This is a genomic window from Brevibacterium sp. CT2-23B (assembly GCF_013168765.1).
Lineage (GTDB): Bacteria > Actinomycetota > Actinomycetes > Actinomycetales > Brevibacteriaceae > Brevibacterium > Brevibacterium sediminis.
Genome location: NZ_JABBYK010000003.1, coordinates 299,309 through 314,136, shown reverse-complemented (window position 1 = coordinate 314,136; position 14,828 = coordinate 299,309). Strand labels below are relative to the sequence as shown.

Annotated in this window: 12 protein-coding genes and 1 riboswitch; of the genes, 6 read left to right on the top strand and 6 right to left on the bottom strand. The window is 65.4% G+C overall.

Annotated features, from left to right (window positions below; translation table 11 throughout):
• The first annotated feature begins 115 nt into the window (after positions 1-115).
• The gene (poxB, locus tag HIM68_RS09985) at positions 116-1,831 is read left to right on the top strand and encodes a ubiquinone-dependent pyruvate dehydrogenase (protein ID WP_139909206.1); all 1,716 of its coding nucleotides are present in this window, start codon (positions 116-118) and stop codon (positions 1,829-1,831) included.
• Positions 1,832-2,022: 191 nt separating this feature from the next.
• Here poxB and ribH read toward each other — a convergent pair whose 3' ends face one another.
• The 4 genes from ribH to ribD form a co-directional block, all read right to left on the bottom strand.
• On the bottom strand, positions 2,023-2,493 hold the full coding sequence (gene ribH / locus HIM68_RS09980) for a 6,7-dimethyl-8-ribityllumazine synthase (RefSeq protein WP_139467895.1): 471 nt from the start codon (positions 2,491-2,493) through the stop codon (positions 2,023-2,025).
• 61 nt (positions 2,494-2,554) lie between these two features.
• Positions 2,555-3,940 (bottom strand): GTP cyclohydrolase II, encoded by a 1,386-nt coding sequence (gene ribA, locus HIM68_RS09975; RefSeq protein ID WP_172171806.1) that lies wholly within the window; start codon positions 3,938-3,940, stop codon positions 2,555-2,557.
• Positions 3,933-4,649 (bottom strand): riboflavin synthase, encoded by a 717-nt coding sequence (locus tag HIM68_RS09970; RefSeq protein ID WP_172171804.1) that lies wholly within the window; start codon positions 4,647-4,649, stop codon positions 3,933-3,935. The genes ribA and HIM68_RS09970 overlap by 8 nt, the downstream gene beginning before the upstream one ends.
• Before the next feature lie 53 nt (positions 4,650-4,702).
• The gene (gene ribD, locus HIM68_RS09965; protein ID WP_253903882.1) at positions 4,703-5,797 is read right to left on the bottom strand and encodes a bifunctional diaminohydroxyphosphoribosylaminopyrimidine deaminase/5-amino-6-(5-phosphoribosylamino)uracil reductase RibD; all 1,095 of its coding nucleotides are present in this window, start codon (positions 5,795-5,797) and stop codon (positions 4,703-4,705) included.
• A gap of 114 nt (positions 5,798-5,911) precedes the next feature.
• Positions 5,912-6,040, bottom strand: a riboswitch (FMN riboswitch).
• Between the two features lie 201 nt (positions 6,041-6,241).
• On the opposite strand from ribD, the gene HIM68_RS09960 reads away from it, so the two are divergent.
• The 3 genes from HIM68_RS09960 to HIM68_RS09950 all read left to right on the top strand — a co-directional run bounded on the left by HIM68_RS09960 (position 6,242) and on the right by HIM68_RS09950 (position 8,995).
• Positions 6,242-6,730 carry a MarR family winged helix-turn-helix transcriptional regulator gene (locus tag HIM68_RS09960; protein WP_139467898.1) on the top strand — a complete coding sequence of 163 codons (489 nt, stop codon included), beginning with the start codon at positions 6,242-6,244 and terminating at the stop codon, positions 6,728-6,730.
• 89 nt (positions 6,731-6,819) lie between these two features.
• A complete protein-coding gene (locus HIM68_RS09955; protein ID WP_172171802.1) occupies positions 6,820-8,133 on the top strand; it encodes an MFS transporter in 1,314 nt (437 codons plus the stop codon).
• 295 nt (positions 8,134-8,428) lie between these two features.
• Complete coding sequence (locus HIM68_RS09950) at positions 8,429-8,995, top strand: DUF805 domain-containing protein (RefSeq protein WP_172171800.1); 567 nt, start codon at positions 8,429-8,431, stop codon at positions 8,993-8,995.
• Positions 8,996-9,189: 194 nt separating this feature from the next.
• Here the strand turns inward: HIM68_RS09950 and HIM68_RS09945 are convergent, their stop codons facing one another.
• On the bottom strand, positions 9,190-10,269 hold the full coding sequence (locus HIM68_RS09945) for a tellurite resistance/C4-dicarboxylate transporter family protein (RefSeq protein WP_172171798.1): 1,080 nt from the start codon (positions 10,267-10,269) through the stop codon (positions 9,190-9,192).
• Positions 10,270-10,647: 378 nt separating this feature from the next.
• Between HIM68_RS09945 and HIM68_RS09940 the strand changes: the two genes are divergently transcribed.
• Together HIM68_RS09940 and HIM68_RS09935 are read left to right on the top strand one after the other, a co-directional pair.
• Complete coding sequence (locus HIM68_RS09940) at positions 10,648-11,505, top strand: ATP-binding cassette domain-containing protein (RefSeq protein ID WP_172171796.1); 858 nt, start codon at positions 10,648-10,650, stop codon at positions 11,503-11,505.
• A 40-nt stretch (positions 11,506-11,545) separates the two neighbouring features.
• A complete protein-coding gene (locus tag HIM68_RS09935; RefSeq protein ID WP_172171794.1) occupies positions 11,546-13,723 on the top strand; it encodes a YhgE/Pip domain-containing protein in 2,178 nt (725 codons plus the stop codon).
• A gap of 355 nt (positions 13,724-14,078) precedes the next feature.
• Here HIM68_RS09935 and HIM68_RS09930 read toward each other — a convergent pair whose 3' ends face one another.
• Positions 14,079-14,798, bottom strand: a complete 720-nt coding sequence (locus tag HIM68_RS09930) for an AAA family ATPase (RefSeq protein WP_172171792.1) — start codon at positions 14,796-14,798, stop codon at positions 14,079-14,081.
• Positions 14,799-14,828 lie beyond the last annotated feature (30 nt).

Genomic DNA, 14,828 nt, shown 5'->3' with positions numbered 1-14,828 from the left:
GCCCTGATGGACTTCGGGGCTAGACTGAAAGCGCGGTCAAGGCCCCAAGCGTGGGGCCGCCCCCTGCCGGGGCTGTGAATGCACCCCGGTGCCATGGTTCAACGGAAGGAAGTCAATGCCCACCGTCGCCAGAAACATCGTCGATACCCTCGTCGCGAGCGGAGTCAAGCGCGTCTACGGCATCCCGGGAGATTCGCTCAACGGATTCACCGATGCCCTCCGCGTGAACCCGCAGCTCGAATGGGTTCACGTCCGCCACGAGGAGGCCGCTTCCTTCGCCGCCAGCGGCGAGGCCGCCCTGACCGGTGAGCTCGCGGTCTGCGCCGGCAGCTGCGGACCCGGCAACCTCCACCTCATCAACGGTCTCTTCGACGCCCAGCGTTCGCGAGTTCCCGTGCTGGCCATCGCCGCACAGATCCCCAGCGACGAGATCGGCTCGAACTACTTCCAGGAGACCCACCCGACCGAGCTGTTCCGCGATTGCAGCGTCTACGTCGAGAACGTCTCCTCGGCTGAGCAGATGCCCCGCCTGCTGCGCATCGCCATGCGAGAAGCCATCGAGAAGCGCGGCGTGGCCGTGCTCGTCATTCCCGGTGACGTCGGCCTGGCCGACATCGATGCCGCCGCCGAGGAGGTCCGGGCCTATCCGTCGCACATGATTCCCGCGGAGTCCCAGGTCGAGGCCGCGGCCAAGGCGCTCAACAAGGGCAAGAAGACGACGATCCTCGCCGGCGCCGGCACCGAGGGTGCCCATGATGAGCTGCTCGCCATCGCCGAGAAGCTCCAGGCCCCGATCGTCCATACGATGCGTGGCAAGGAATTCGTCGAACCCGACAATCCCTACGATGTGGGCATGACCGGCCTGCTCGGATTCTCCTCCGGCTACGCCGCGCTCAAGGACTGCGACACTCTGCTCATGCTCGGTACCGATCTGCCCTACCAGCAGTTCTATCCCGAGGACGCCACCGTCATCCAAGTCGATGTGCGCGGGTCCCAGATCGGACGGCGCACGAAGGTCGACATTCCGCTTGTCGGAACGGTCGCCGACACCGTCGAGGCGCTGCTGCCGAAGATCAAGGCCAACCGCACCAGCACGCATCTGAAGTCCCTGACCAAGCACTATCAGAAGACCCGCAAGGACCTTGACGAACTGGCTACACCGTCGAAGCGGACGATCCACCCGCAATACCTGACGCGCCTCCTCGACGAGATGGCCGATGACGACGCCGTCTTCATCCCCGACGTCGGATCACCCGTGGTGTGGGCGGCCCGCTACCTGACGATGAACGGCAAACGCCGCCTCATCGGTTCCTTCAGCCACGGGTCGATGGCCAACGCCCTGTCCCAGAGCGTCGGCGTGCAGTCGGCGTTCGAGGACCGGCAGACCATCGCGCTCGCCGGTGACGGCGGACTGTCGATGCTGCTCGGTGAGCTCATCACGCTCACGCAGAACAAGCTGCCGGTCAAGACGGTCGTGTACAACAACTCGTCGCTCAACTTCGTCGAGCTCGAGATGAAGGCGGCCGGTTTCGTCACCTTCGGTACCGACCTCGACAATCCCGACTTCTCCACCATCGCCGAGGCGGTCGGGATCAAGGGATTCCGTGTCGAGAAGTCCAAGGACCTGCCGAAGGTCGTCAAGGAATTCCTCGCCTACCCGGGGCCTGCGGTCCTCGATGTCGTCACCGAACGTCAGGAGCTGTCGATGCCGCCGTCGATCACCGTCGAGCAGGCCAAGGGCTTCGCGCTCTACGCCATCCGCACGGTGCTCTCGGGCAAGGGCGACGAGCTCATCGACCTCGCCCGGACGAACATCCGCCAGCTCTTCTGAGCTGAGTCAGGTCGCGGGGCCTGCGCCGCCGGCGCAACCTGCCGCACAGCACGATGAGTGTGCGCAGATTGCCACTTGGGACACCCAAACGGGCAATCTGCGCACACTTATCTGTGGGGAAGCAGGTTCTGCGGTCCGATCGGTCTGAGGAAGCCGGGGCCGGCCGACCCGCTCGCCCGAGTCAGCCCTGCTCAGATCTGAGGGTACGGCGCCAGGGCCTGAGCTGTGACGAGGGCGGCGGTCATCGCCTCATGGCCCTTGTCCTCGACCGAGCCCTCGAGCCCGGCACGGTCGAGTCCCTGCTGTTCGGTGTCGCAGGTGAGGACCCCGAAGCCGACGGGCTTGCCGGAGTCGATGGCGACCCGGTTGAGGCCGTCGGTGGCGGCTTGGCAGACGTAGTCGAAGTGCGGGGTGCCGCCGCGGATGACCACACCGAGGGCGACGACCGCGTCGAAGTGCGGTGCCAGGCGGGCCGCGGCGACGGGCAGTTCGAAGCTGCCGGGCACGCGGACGAGTGTGGCTTCGGCTCCGGCCTCGGCGGCGGCGCGTTGGGCCCCGTCGACGAGTCCGTCCATGATCTGGGTGTGCCAGGAGGCGGCGACGATGGCGACGCGCAGGTCAGCGGCGTCGACGGTGAGTTCTGGTGCTCCGGAATGAGCCATGAGTGTGTCCTTTGTTCGAAGGCTCCGCAGAGCCTGGTTCGTGTCTGTGTGGGGCCGAGATTCAGCTGGCGACGGCCCCGGCTGTGCCCGCGCCAGTGCCGGATGTGCCCGTGACCTCCGGCAGCGAGAGCACATGGTGCATGCGTTCGCGCTTCGTGGCCAGGTAGTGCGTGTTCTCTGGCCGCGCCGCGACCTCGAGCGGAACCACAGCGTCGACCGTGATGCCCAGCTCTTCGAGAGCCGAGGTCTTCGCCGGGTTGTTCGTGAGCAGGCGGATGCGAGTCAGCCCGAGCGAGCGCAGGATTGTCGCCGCGGCACGGTAGTCGCGGGCGTCGTCGGTGAACCCGAGGTCCCGGTTCGCATCCACGGTGTCCCGCCCCTGATCCTGCAGGGCGTACGCGCGCAGCTTGTTGCTCAGCCCGATTCCGCGACCCTCGTGCCCGGTCAGGTAGAGCACCGCCCCGCCGTGTTCGGCGATGAGGCCGAGCGCCAGGTCGAGCTGCTCACCGCAGTCACACCGGTGCGAACCGAAGACGTCCCCGGTCAGGCACTCCGAATGCAGCCGCACGAGAGGTGCCGGACCCGCTGAGTCGGAATCCGGGGACCCCGCAAACACGCCGAGGTGGTCATGCCCGTTGATCGTGAACGCGCGGGCCCGCAGGCTGCCGTGCTCCGACGGCAGAGCCACCTCCGCGGTCGCCTCAACCGATTCGTCCCCACCAGGGGCACCGGCGATGTTCACCGAGGCGGCCGCCTCAGTGCGGGAATCGTCCGAAGGCGAAGACACGGACGCCGCGGAGTCGTTGGACTCATCCGCGTCACGCAGCTCGAGGTAGGCGATGAGCTGTTCGATCGAGACCATGACGAGGTCGTGGGTGTCGGCGAAGTCGCGCACCGCGTCGAAGCGCATCATCGAACCGTCGTCGTGGACCACCTCGGCGATCATCGCCACCGGCTGAGCACCGGCCAGGCGCGCGAACTCGACTCCGGCCTCGGTGTGACCTGGACGTTCCCGGACCCCGCCGTCCTTCGCGACGAGCGGGAAGATGTGGCCGGGCCGCGAGATCGCCGCCGGATCCGGATCGGCGGCGGCGAGGACTCGACCGGTCTCGGCGCGTTCGGCGGCGCTGATGCCCGTGGTCACCCCGACCGCGTCGCAGCTGACCGTGTAGGCGGTGCCCTTCGGATCCTCGTTGTCGGTGACCATCGGCGGCAGACGCAGGGACGCGGCTCGGTCGGCGGTCATGGGTGCGCAGATGACGCCCGAGGTGTGCCGGACGAAGAAGCCCATCGTCGTGGGGTCGGCGAACTCGGCGGCCATGATGAGGTCGCCCTCGTTCTCCCGGTCCTCATCATCGACGACGAGGATGGGTCGGCCGGCGGCGACGGCTGCGATGGCCGCGTCTATGGGATCGAGGCGGCTGGCGTGGGCGATGGGATCAGTCATGATCGACTCCTTGCTGGGTGCTGTTCGAAAGCGATGAGTCCGCCGAGGCGGGGCTCGAGTGAGTGGGGACCGCGTCGGCGGCGCCGCCATCGGTGCGGAAGGACAGGAGGCGTGCGGTGTACTTCGCGAGCACGTCGACCTCGACGTTCACGGCCGCGCCTACCGGCAGCTCGCCGAACGTCGTGTGTGCCAGGGTGGCTGGAATGAGGCCGACCTCCACCCACGCCGAGGGTGCGCTCGGTTCGGACACGGCCGTCAGCGTCAGCGACACACCATTGAGCGCGATCGACCCCTTGATCGCGGTCAGCGGTGCGAGGTCGTTCGGGATCCCGATGCGCAGGGTCGACCAGTCGGGTCGGTCGATGCGGTTGAGGAGTTCGCCGCGTCCGTCGACGTGTCCTTGGACGACATGCCCGTCGAAGCGCCCCGAGGCGGGCGTGCAGCGTTCCAGGTTGACGCGGTCGCCCGTGACCAAGGAGCCGAGCCCGGTCAGGCGCAGGGTCTCGCCCATGACCTCGGCGGTGAATAGGCCGGGACGCTGCTCGGTGGGCTGCCTCGTCGAAGTCAGGCAGACTCCGTTGACGGACAGCGAGCCGCCGAGGTCGAGGTCGGCGACGAGGGGGCCGGCGTCGATGGTGATCGCGGCCGAATCGTTCGTGTGCTCGATGGACTCGACGGTGCCGAGTTCTTCGATGATTCCGGTGAACATGTGACTCCAGATTCTTCAGGCGGTGGTCGGTGGTGGTTGGGGGAGTGCGGCGGCTACGTACCTGGTTCGGGGGAGCCGGTTTCGGTAGGTTCCGGATCCGTAGTTGTGAAGTGCAGCAGGAAGTCCGGGCCGAGCCGTGACACCGCCGGTGTCTCCGTGTCGTCGGGGATCAGCTGCAGCGCCTCGGACAGGGTGCCGATGTCCAAGCCGTCGACGCTGCTGCGGCCGGGGCCGATGAGCAGCGGAGCCTGATAGCAGAAGACCTCGTCGACGATCCCTGCGGAGAAGAACGCGCCCAGCACCGTCGGCCCGCCTTCGACGAGGAGGTGGCGCACTCCGGCGGCGTACAGTTCGTCCAAGGCCGCACGGACATCGTGGGTGCGCAGCTGCAGAGTGTTCGGGTTGAGGGCGAGAAACGATGTGACCGGCAGTTCCGAGGTGCCGAGCACGACGGGCCGCGGCTGGTCGTCGAGTGAGATTCCGTCCGGGCCGCGGGCATTGAGACGCGGATCGTCGGCCACGGCGGTGCCGGTGCCGACGAGGACGGCGTCGACTCGGGCCCGGACTTCGTGGGCGTGTGCGCGAGACTCCGCGGAGGTGATCCACTGACTGGTTCCATCGGCGGCGGCGACGGCCCCGTCGAGGCTCTGTGCGATCTTCGCCGAGACGAACGGGCGGGCCTCGGCCGTCGACCGGACCCAGCGGGCATTGAGTGCGCGGGAGTCCTCTTCGTGCAGTCCCGAACGGACCGTCAGCCCCGCCTCGGCGAGGGTCTTTCCGCCGCCCGCGGCCAAGGGGTTCGGATCGGGGGAGGCGAAGACGACGGAGGGGATCGCAGCGTTGATGATCGCCTCGGTGCAGGGGCCGGTCCGGCCGTGATGGGCGCAGGGCTCGAGCGTGACGAACAGTGTCGAGGTGGTCAGATCGATGTCGAGGTCGTGGGCGGTGGTGATCGCGTCCACCTCGGCGTGGGGAGTGCCCGCACCTCCGTGGTGACCGGTGACGATCTGGCCGTCGGCTGTCAGGATTGCCGCGCCCACCAGCGGATTCGCTCCGCGAACACCTTCGCGGGCCGCATTGAGGGCAGCGGTCATCGCCGCGGATTCGAGGTCCGTGAATTCCGCTGCGTCGCCTGGCTGCGCGCCCATGAAAAAACCTCCCGAGCCTTCGCCGGGAGGGAGGATATTGCGGGTGCAACCATCAGGGCGTCTCAGTCGCGTGCGACGGTGCGGTCGATTGCACCAGACACAGCGGCCGAGGCCACCATGCTCCTCCCATCCAGACTCTGACTGTCGGTTTCGGAATTTCACCGAATCAACCGCCTGCACGAATGCGAGCGGCTCGCGGACTATGACCGCCGGTACGGAATTTCACCGTCCCCGGAACATGTGAGGCCAGAGTAGCATGACCATCACCGAGGCGGCCGTGAGGTCCGTCACATGGTGACACCTGGGCGGGGTGGGAGCGGTTTTGCGTGCGGATGGGGTGGAGTGTCTCCGTGGTCCGGGCGGGCCGGCGTTCGCGAGCGACGCGAAGGCGCTCGCGGTGACCACGATTTGCCGAATTGCATAACCTGGGTATATAAATAAGTTATGGATGATGTGGATTCGGCTGAACTCGTGTCGCGGCTCGTTGTCGTCTCGTCGCGCCTGACCAGAGCGTTTCGACGAGTGATCGGCAATGAGAACTCGCTGGCGGCGCTGCGTGCTCTCGCAGTCGTCGAGCAGTATCAGCCCGTACGGGTAGGCCATTTCGCGCAAGGATATCTGAGCTCTCAGCCCGCGGCGACGAAACTCCTCGCCAAACTCGAAGAAGCCGGACTCGTCGTGCGCGAACCCAGTCCCACGGACGGCCGGGCGTCGCAGTTCTCTCTCACCGAAGCCGGACGGGCGAGGCTGGCGGAGAACCGGTCGATCATGATCGAGCAGATGCAGCCCTACTTCGAGTCGCTGAGCGTCGAGGAGAGGCAGAGCGTCGATCGTGCGCTCGGGCTGGTCTCGGACTTCCTCAAGGACCGCCACCCGGTCGACGGCGTCGACGAACCCGCCGACGAATCGGACTCCGACTCGGCCGCGGGCTAGCCGCAGCACACACCTCATTTTTTCAACCACGCTTCCGAATCGGACTTCGCAAGCGGAACGCACCATAGGAAAGGAGACGCGACCAGCAGATGAGAGCGTCAGCAGACAACGAAACAACAGGGGACGAAACACCCGCCGATTCCGGGGCGGGAGCGTCGATCCTTCGCCAGCCGCGTGCCGTCTGGGCGGTCGCGTTCGCCGCGGTCATCGCCTTCATGGGCATCGGCCTGGTCGATCCGATCCTGCCGGCCATCTCGGCCGAGCTCGACGCCACCCCCGCCCAATCGATGCTGCTGTTCACCAGCTACCTGTTCATCACCGGCGGAATGATGTTCTTCACGAGCTTCCTGTCTTCGCGCATCGGTGCGAAGACCACGCTGCTCATCGGCCTCGTGCTCATCGTCGCGTTCGCGGCTCTGGCTGGATTCTCCGGTTCCGTCGACCAGATCATCGGTTTCCGTGCCGGTTGGGGGCTGGGCAACGCGCTGTTCATCTCCACCGCTCTGTCGACGATCGTCGGTGCCGCGTCCGGTGGTGCTGAGAAGGCGATCATCCTCTACGAGGCGGCTCTCGGCGTCGGCATCGCCACCGGCCCGCTGCTCGGCGGACTGCTCGGCGGCATCTCCTGGCGCGGACCGTTCTTCGGTACCGCAGTCCTCATGGCCATCGGCTTCATCGCCATCGTTGTGCTGCTGCCGGGAGGAACGAGCTCGAATGGGGCCTCGGCGGAGCCGATCAAGCTCAGCGCTACGTTCCGTGCGCTCGCCCGTCCGGGTGTCGCCATCCTCGGCGTCTCCGCTCTGCTCTACAACTTCGGCTTCTTCATCCTGCTGGCCTACAGCCCGTTCCCTGTCGAGGCTGCCGCCGCGAAGCTGGGCATGGAGGACTTCGGCGCCATGGGCCTCGGCTACGTCTTCTTCGGTTGGGGCATCTGCGTGGCGATCACCTCGGTGTTCGGTGCTCCCGTGCTGACCAAGCGGATCGGACGTCGTCGCAGCCTCATCGTCACCCTGGTCGCACTGGCCGTGCTTCTGGGCGTGATGTCCTTTCTCGTCGAATCGCTGGCCGGGATCATCGTCTGCATCATCGTGGCGGGCATGCTTCTGGGCGTGCTCAACACGGTGTTCACGGAATCGGCGATGGAGGTCAGCGACCTGCCTCGTCCGGTCGCCTCGGGGACCTATTCGGGTGTGCGTTTCATCGGCGGTGCCGTTGCGCCGATCGTCGCCGGTGCGGTGTCGGAATCGATCAGTGCGGGTTCTCCGTACCTCTTCGGTGCGGGGGCCGTGCTGCTGTCGGTCGTCGTCATCTCGCTCGGCTGGAAGAAGCTGCGTCGCGTCGACGGGCATATCGATGAGTCGCCGGTCGACGAGGCTTATGCCCTCACCGGAGGCGACGCCTGAGGCGAACTCGCCTGCAGGCAGTGCCGATCGTCGACGAGGTCGAGCCTTTTCGAAGCGGCAGCGGCTCGCGGATCACGGCGTCCGAGGAATCATTCCTCGGGCGCCGTTTCCGTGTCCGGACCATGACAAATGAGTGAATCATGCGCTGTGTTGCAGATCTGAAACCGGTTCGACACATGATCGATGGAATGCCTGGTGCAGAATAGAGTGCGCGCTTCCTGAAGATCGGCTGAGCATTTTCGGCCCATCGACGTGGGAGCGCGATCGGAAACGTCACCTACAAATGAAGGTCATCATGTCCTACGACGCGAATGCAGCATACAACTCCGGCGCACCCGGTCAAGGAGCTCCCGGTGCCGCCGGCCAGGGCTATGGAGGGCAGGGCTTCGGTGGAGCGCCACGCGGTGCCGCCAGCCCCGATGACCTCTCACTGCCGCTCTACGGCGCTTCCTTCGGCCAGGCCGTCAAGCGCTTCTTCAAGAACTACGCGAAGTTCAGCGGGCGCGCCTCGCGCAGCGAGTTCTGGTGGGCGACGCTGTTCTGCGTTCTCGTTGCGCTGGTGCCCTACATTCTTGTCATCATCGGAGCGGTGATGATGGCGGCGTCTGCTTCTGCCGATCCCTACGGGGGCGGGGCGCCCTCGGGCGGTGGCATTGCACTGATGGGCATCGGAGGGGTCCTTCTCGGCGTGTTTGTCCTGGCCACGATCGTGCCGTCGATCGCTGTCTCCTGGCGCCGCCTCCACGATGCAGGCTTCTCCGGCCTCTTCTACCTGCTTACCCTGACCTCTATCGGCGGAATCGTTGTGCTCGTTATGGAGATCATGCCGCCCAAGCCCGAGGGTCAGCGCTTCGACGTCTGATTTCGAGGTCTGACTGCGGCGCCTGTGCTCGGGCGGAGCATCACGTCTAGTTGCTGACACGTAACACAGCTGCGCAACCATAACGCCCCGTCAGTGTCATCTCGCACCATTGCAATGGTGCGAGAAGCCACTGGCGGGGTGTTGTGTTGCCAAGAGGACGGATTGCGAAGACCCTGCCGAGGCGGTCCGACCTGTCAGGAACGCCGGACGGTTCTGACGAATGACGTGACCATGGTGACGAAGACGATCGCCCAGACGGTCAGTGCGATCCAGTACCAGTGAAGCCCGATCCATTCGATCGCCGGCACATGATCCGACCGGCCCAGGTAGATGCTCGCCACGGCGTACATGCCGACTGGGAACACCATGCTCCACAGCCCGGCCGAATAGGTCATCGGCACCCGGTGGACGGCATGCCTCCAGGCTCCTGCGGCGACGAGCGCCGGGACGAGCCACGTGGCGATCGCCCACAGCAGCGCCGAGGAGGCGCCGACCAGTACACGTGTCGCTTCGAGCAGGGGAGCGTCGCCGAGATCGAGAATCCGGGAACCCGCAACGATCGTGATTGCCAGTGCCCCCATCGTCACCCAATACGGAGCATCGAGGTCCTTGGGCCCGAACCGATGCCGAAGCACGCGCACGCCGATCGCAATCACGCAGACGACGTAGAGCGCCAGTCCAACCGCCCACATGACCACCGCCGCGAGCGCGAGGAATGCGACCAGACCGGGCTCGAGATATGCGGTGTTCGGAAGCTCGATCCCCAGGCTCGCGGCGACCACCGCCACTGACTGAGCGGCCACCGCCCACACAAGCCACGTGCCGTTCACCCCTGCAGATACCGGCCGTGTGCTCGACCCGAGGATCGCGGTGAAGGGAATCCCGTACCCGAGCACCAGCCAGAGCAGACCGCCGAGAGCGAAGAAGGCGAGGGCCAGCGGGATCAAGCCGAAACCGACGAGCCCCGTCGCCAGGACAGTCGTGCCTGCCACAGCGGTGAAGAACCCGAACGCCCGGGAGGGATCATGCAGGTCGGCGCGGACAGCTTCTGGATATCGGAGGATCCGCACCACGGTGAGTACGGTGAAGGACACATACAGAGCGACGGCGATCCAGAACAGACCCACTGACAGCGAGTGCAGCTCTTTGAGCTCGGCACCGATCGACACGATGCCGGTCGCCATCACCGAGGCGAAACATCCGGGAGCCAGCGTCGAAGGGCTCAGCCCCCACCGTCTGTGCAGTCCGGTGAGGTTGCGATCGGCCGTGCTCATCCGCTCCTCATTCTCGTCGTCGTGTGTCGAGGGACATCGACGTCTTCGATAGTACGACCCCACCCCTGAAACCGCGTTGCAGTCCCGCCCTCCTGAACCGTTCCGCGGTCCCCACCGAGAGGCCACCCGAGAGTCCGCCCGATGGCCTCTGTCCAGCGAATCGATGTGCAATTCGTGACATCTGGGTCTTCTCGAGTCACTCTCGCGTCATTTTCATGAGAGAATTCACTGGTGTTACCAATGGGTAACTTCGCGTGGAGTCGCCCGCTCCACACCCTCACGTGCCGGTGGTGGCGTAGTCTGCAGTCACCTGCGCGGTGCAGAATTATCCGGCACTGACCGGATCGACGAGGGCACAGACGATTGGGAGCGATGGCTATGGAGAGCACAACGGACACTCTCGCCGAGGACACCGACATCGACGCGCCAGCGGTCGCGCTGCACGGTTGGTCGCTGTCCGGCAAACAGGGCGATGTGTTCACCGATATCGACCTCGAGGTGCCGACCGGTGCCATCGCTGTCGTCCGTGGTCCCGCCGGCAGCGGGAAGACCTCTCTCCTCCTGTCCTTGGCTGGAAGGATGCGGGTCTCCGCGGGGGAGGGCCGCCTCGGCGATATCGATATCCGCAAGCAGGCCCGCACCGTGCGCGGGCAGGTTGCGGTCGGACATATCGGCGGGCTGACGGACCTTGAGGACGATTTCACGGTTGCGCAGCACGTCGCTGAACGACAGATCATGCTCCAGCCCTGGTACAAGCCGTGGGCGTCGAAATCGACCCTGCGTGAGGTCATCGGTCTCATCCGGGACACTTTCACCACGGCTACGGAGATCATTGACGAACTCCCGCCTGGGACGTTCTCGAAGCAGGACGCCCAGCGCGCGGACTTCCTCATCGACGATGACGGAGAGGTATTCGTCTCCGAGCTGAGTGAGCTGCAGAAATTCTTCCTCGAATTCGGGCTGGCGAGCCTCAGCCGCCCACCCGTCGTCGTCATCGACAACATCGACTACCTGCGCGAATCCGCCGACCGAGCCCGTGCTTGGGCCGGGATCCTCATTTACCAGCAGCTGCGCAGATCACGGGATCCCGAGAACCCGCTCACGGTCATCGTCTCCTGCGAGGACTCGAGCGAACTCGACATCGCCACCAGATCGCTCGGCTTCCGCGCGGAGCCGTCGCTGGTCGAACTCGAACTGCCGCCCCACCCTCCCGCTCATCGCGGGTCCAAACACTGAACTGCCTGCCCCACGTATACGAATCCGAGGAGATTCCCGAATGTTCTCCCTGCCCTGGTTAGAACTCTCACGATTCAAACGCCACACGATCACGCGCTTGGCGATGATCGTCATCATCGTCATCCCGTCGATCTACGGCGGGCTGTACCTCGCCTCGAACTGGAACCCGACCGAGCACCTCGACAAGCTGCAGGCGGCAATCGTCAACGAGGATACCGGCGCGGAGAAGCCCGACTCGGACGGAGAGAAGCTCAACGCCGGTCAGGAACTCGTCGACGAGATCACGCCGAAGGGCGAAGGCGGATTCGACTGGCAGGAGACCAGCCAAGAGGAAGCCGACGAGGGACTGGCCGAAGGGAAATACTTCGCGGTCCTCGAGATCCCCTCGGACTTCTCCGAGATGCTCGTGTCGACCGGAGGTGACGATCCGGAGCAGGCAGGGCTGCGGCTGCGCACCGACGACGCCCACAACTTCATCGTCGGACAGGTGGCCGGGACCATCCTCTCCGAGATCAAGGGCGGACTGAGCAAGACGACGACCGCCGAGTACGTCAACCAGGTCTATCTCGGATTCAACGACATCCATTCGGAGACGGAGAAAGCTGCAAACGGTGCGTCCGACCTGCACGACGGAGCAGGCCAACTCCACGACGGCACCGGAGAGCTCGTGGACGGGACGACGAGGCTCGACAAAGGAATCGGAACGCTGCAGACCGGGCTCATCGACCTCGATAAGGGTGCGGGCGAGCTGAAGAAGGGCAGCGGCGACCTCGCCGACGGGGCCGATACCCTGGCGAAATCCACCACCGAAGCGAAGAACGGCTCGAAGAAACTCGCCGACGGTGCCGGGCAGGTCGCCGACGGCACCTCAGAGCTGCGAGATACCGCCGATGAGGCGACGAAGAAAGCCGAGGACGTCAAACGCAAGGCCGATGACGTCGTCGACGGAGCGCGACCGAAGCTCGAGCGCGCCGAAGGGGACTTCGACGACGCCCGCACCACCGTGCGCGGGGACATGGACGACCGGATCAAGCAGCTGCAGGAGGACTATCCGGACGACCCGAACGTCAAGAAACTCGCCGAGGATGCCAACGGCCTCGGCGAGGACCTCGATTCCGCACACCAGCGCGCCTCCGATGCCAAGGATGAAGCCAAGAGCCTCGAGGACAAGCTGACCGACGCGGTCGACGGCGTGATGGACAAGATCCGCACGGCCGATAAGAAGATCGGTCAGCTCGACGACGGAGCGCAGAAGGTCGCGACCGGTGCCGATGACCTCCACTCCGGACTGATCAAGCTCGACGCCGGAGCGGGCAAGCTCGCCAAGGGTGCCGGTGACCTGCATGACGGGGCCGTCCAGCTCAAGGACGGCACGGCGAAGGCCAAGGACGGAGCCGGTGATCTCAAGGACGGATCGGAGCAGCTCGTCGACGGGTCGACCGAACTCGACAAAGGTGCGGGCAAACTCGAAGACGGTTCCGGGGAACTCGCCGACGGGCTGGAGAAGGGACTCGAGCAGATCCCGACCTACGACAAGAAGGATCGGGAGCACCGGTCGGACGTCGTAGCTGTCCCTGTCGATGCGGACAAGGTCAAGGACAATGCCGTCGATGCCTATGGCGAAGGACTGTCTGCGTTCTTCGTCTCCTTGGCCCTGTGGATCGGCGGAATGATCACCTACATGGTGCTCAACGCCATCCCATACCGAGCACTGTTCTCATCGGCCACCTCGTCGCGCATCGCATGGGCCGGCTACGTTCCTGGGCTGCTGTTCGGCATCGCCCAAGTTGCGGTCCTCTATGCGATCCTCGCCTTCACCTTGGACTTCTCGGCCGGCTCGTGGTTGTGGACGCTGCTGTTCTCGATGCTCGTGGCGGCCTGTTTCCACTCCGTGCACCAATTGTGTGTCGCGGCCTTGGGTGGTGTCGGCAGGCTGATTGCCCTGGTTCTGCTGATGCTGCAGATCGCATCGGCAGGCGGAACCTATCCGGTGGAGACGGCGCCGAAGATCTTCCAGATCATCTCGCCGTTCCTGCCGATGACGCACGCGGTCAGCGGTCTGCGCACACTGGTTGCCGGTGGTGACATGTTCATCGCCGCGCAGGCGGCCGTGGTCCTGCTGCTGATGACCGCAATCTGTCTGGTTGCCACAACCGTGGTCTGCAGCCGCAAGCGTATGGTCACGCTCACTCAGCTCCACCCGAGCCTGCAGCTGTAGGCCGGGCCGGTTGCAGTGTCGTGCCTTGGGGTGCGGGGGTGCCTAGGGGTGCGGGCTGCAGAGTTGTTGCAGGGCACAGGGCTGCTGCGGACTTACAGGCCTGATCGCAGCGCGGGCGTCGCAGCGCGGGCGTGGCCCGTTGCGGATGCCAGACGCTGTCGGCGCATTGTTGGGTCGATCCACGGTGTTTTCGCTGCTTGAAACGCCGTGGGTCGACCCAACAATCCAGCGAAATCGAGTGGGAGGAGATCAGGCAACCTTCGCCGAGGTGTTTGGAGCTTCCCGGGTGCAAGCCGTGTGTGTCTGCAGAGCAAGGAGCGGTGCCGCCTCTGGCGTAGCGGGCGTCAGCGGCGGCTCAGTCGTCGAGGTAGCGCAGGTATCGCTGCGGGTCGTGGAGGAAGCGGCGCCAGTGATCGACCATGTCGAGGTCCTCCCACGCGGATTCGCGCAAGCCCCACTCGCCGACCTCGACGATCTTCGCGTTGTCGGCTCGGGCGAGGACGGGGGAGTGGGTGGCCGTGACGGTCTGCAGGCCCTTCCGCTGGCGTTCGCGGATGAGCTGCAGAAGAGTCAGCGAGGCTGTGAACGACAGAGCGCTCTCGGGCTCGTCGAGGATCCATAGCCCGAGGTCCATGAAGCGGCTCGTCAGCATGTCGACGAACATCTCGCCGTGCGAGCGCTGCGCATAGTGATGGCCGCGCATCGAACCGACGCTCATGAGATAGGCCATGTTCTCGTGCATCGTTTCGGCGCGAAGGAAGAATCCGCTGCGATTCGTTGTCGCTCCGCGCACGATCTGCAGGTGTTCACTCAGTTCGGGAGGCGCCTCGACGTGATCGCGCACCTCCCAATCTGAGCCACCGCCGTGCGGGAGGTCAAGAGCCGTGGCGATGGCCTCGATGATGGTCGACTTGCCCGAGCCGTTCTCGCCGACGAAGACGGTCGTCCGATCGAACTCGAAGCCGGACAGAACGTCGCGAACGGCCGGCAGATCACGCAGCCAGGGACTCAGCTTTGGAGGAGACAGGGCATGCTCGGCCACAGAACGCAGTGGCAGGTCGATGCGGGGATCCATGTCTGCGACGGTACCGATGGGCACTGACAT

Coding starts and splice junctions, on each gene's coding strand:
- poxB (WP_139909206.1), top strand. CDS start 116: ATGCCCACCGTCGCCAGAAACATCGTCGATACCCTCGTCGCGAGCGGA.
- ribH (WP_139467895.1), bottom strand. CDS start 2,493: ATGGCTCATTCCGGAGCACCAGAACTCACCGTCGACGCCGCTGACCTG.
- ribA (WP_172171806.1), bottom strand. CDS start 3,940: ATGACTGATCCCATCGCCCACGCCAGCCGCCTCGATCCCATAGACGCG.
- HIM68_RS09970 (WP_172171804.1), bottom strand. CDS start 4,649: ATGTTCACCGGAATCATCGAAGAACTCGGCACCGTCGAGTCCATCGAG.
- ribD (WP_253903882.1), bottom strand. CDS start 5,797: ATGGGCGCGCAGCCAGGCGACGCAGCGGAATTCACGGACCTCGAATCC.
- HIM68_RS09960 (WP_139467898.1), top strand. CDS start 6,242: ATGGATGATGTGGATTCGGCTGAACTCGTGTCGCGGCTCGTTGTCGTC.
- HIM68_RS09955 (WP_172171802.1), top strand. CDS start 6,820: ATGAGAGCGTCAGCAGACAACGAAACAACAGGGGACGAAACACCCGCC.
- HIM68_RS09950 (WP_172171800.1), top strand. CDS start 8,429: ATGTCCTACGACGCGAATGCAGCATACAACTCCGGCGCACCCGGTCAA.
- HIM68_RS09945 (WP_172171798.1), bottom strand. CDS start 10,269: ATGAGCACGGCCGATCGCAACCTCACCGGACTGCACAGACGGTGGGGG.
- HIM68_RS09940 (WP_172171796.1), top strand. CDS start 10,648: ATGGAGAGCACAACGGACACTCTCGCCGAGGACACCGACATCGACGCG.
- HIM68_RS09935 (WP_172171794.1), top strand. CDS start 11,546: ATGTTCTCCCTGCCCTGGTTAGAACTCTCACGATTCAAACGCCACACG.
- HIM68_RS09930 (WP_172171792.1), bottom strand. CDS start 14,798: ATGGATCCCCGCATCGACCTGCCACTGCGTTCTGTGGCCGAGCATGCC.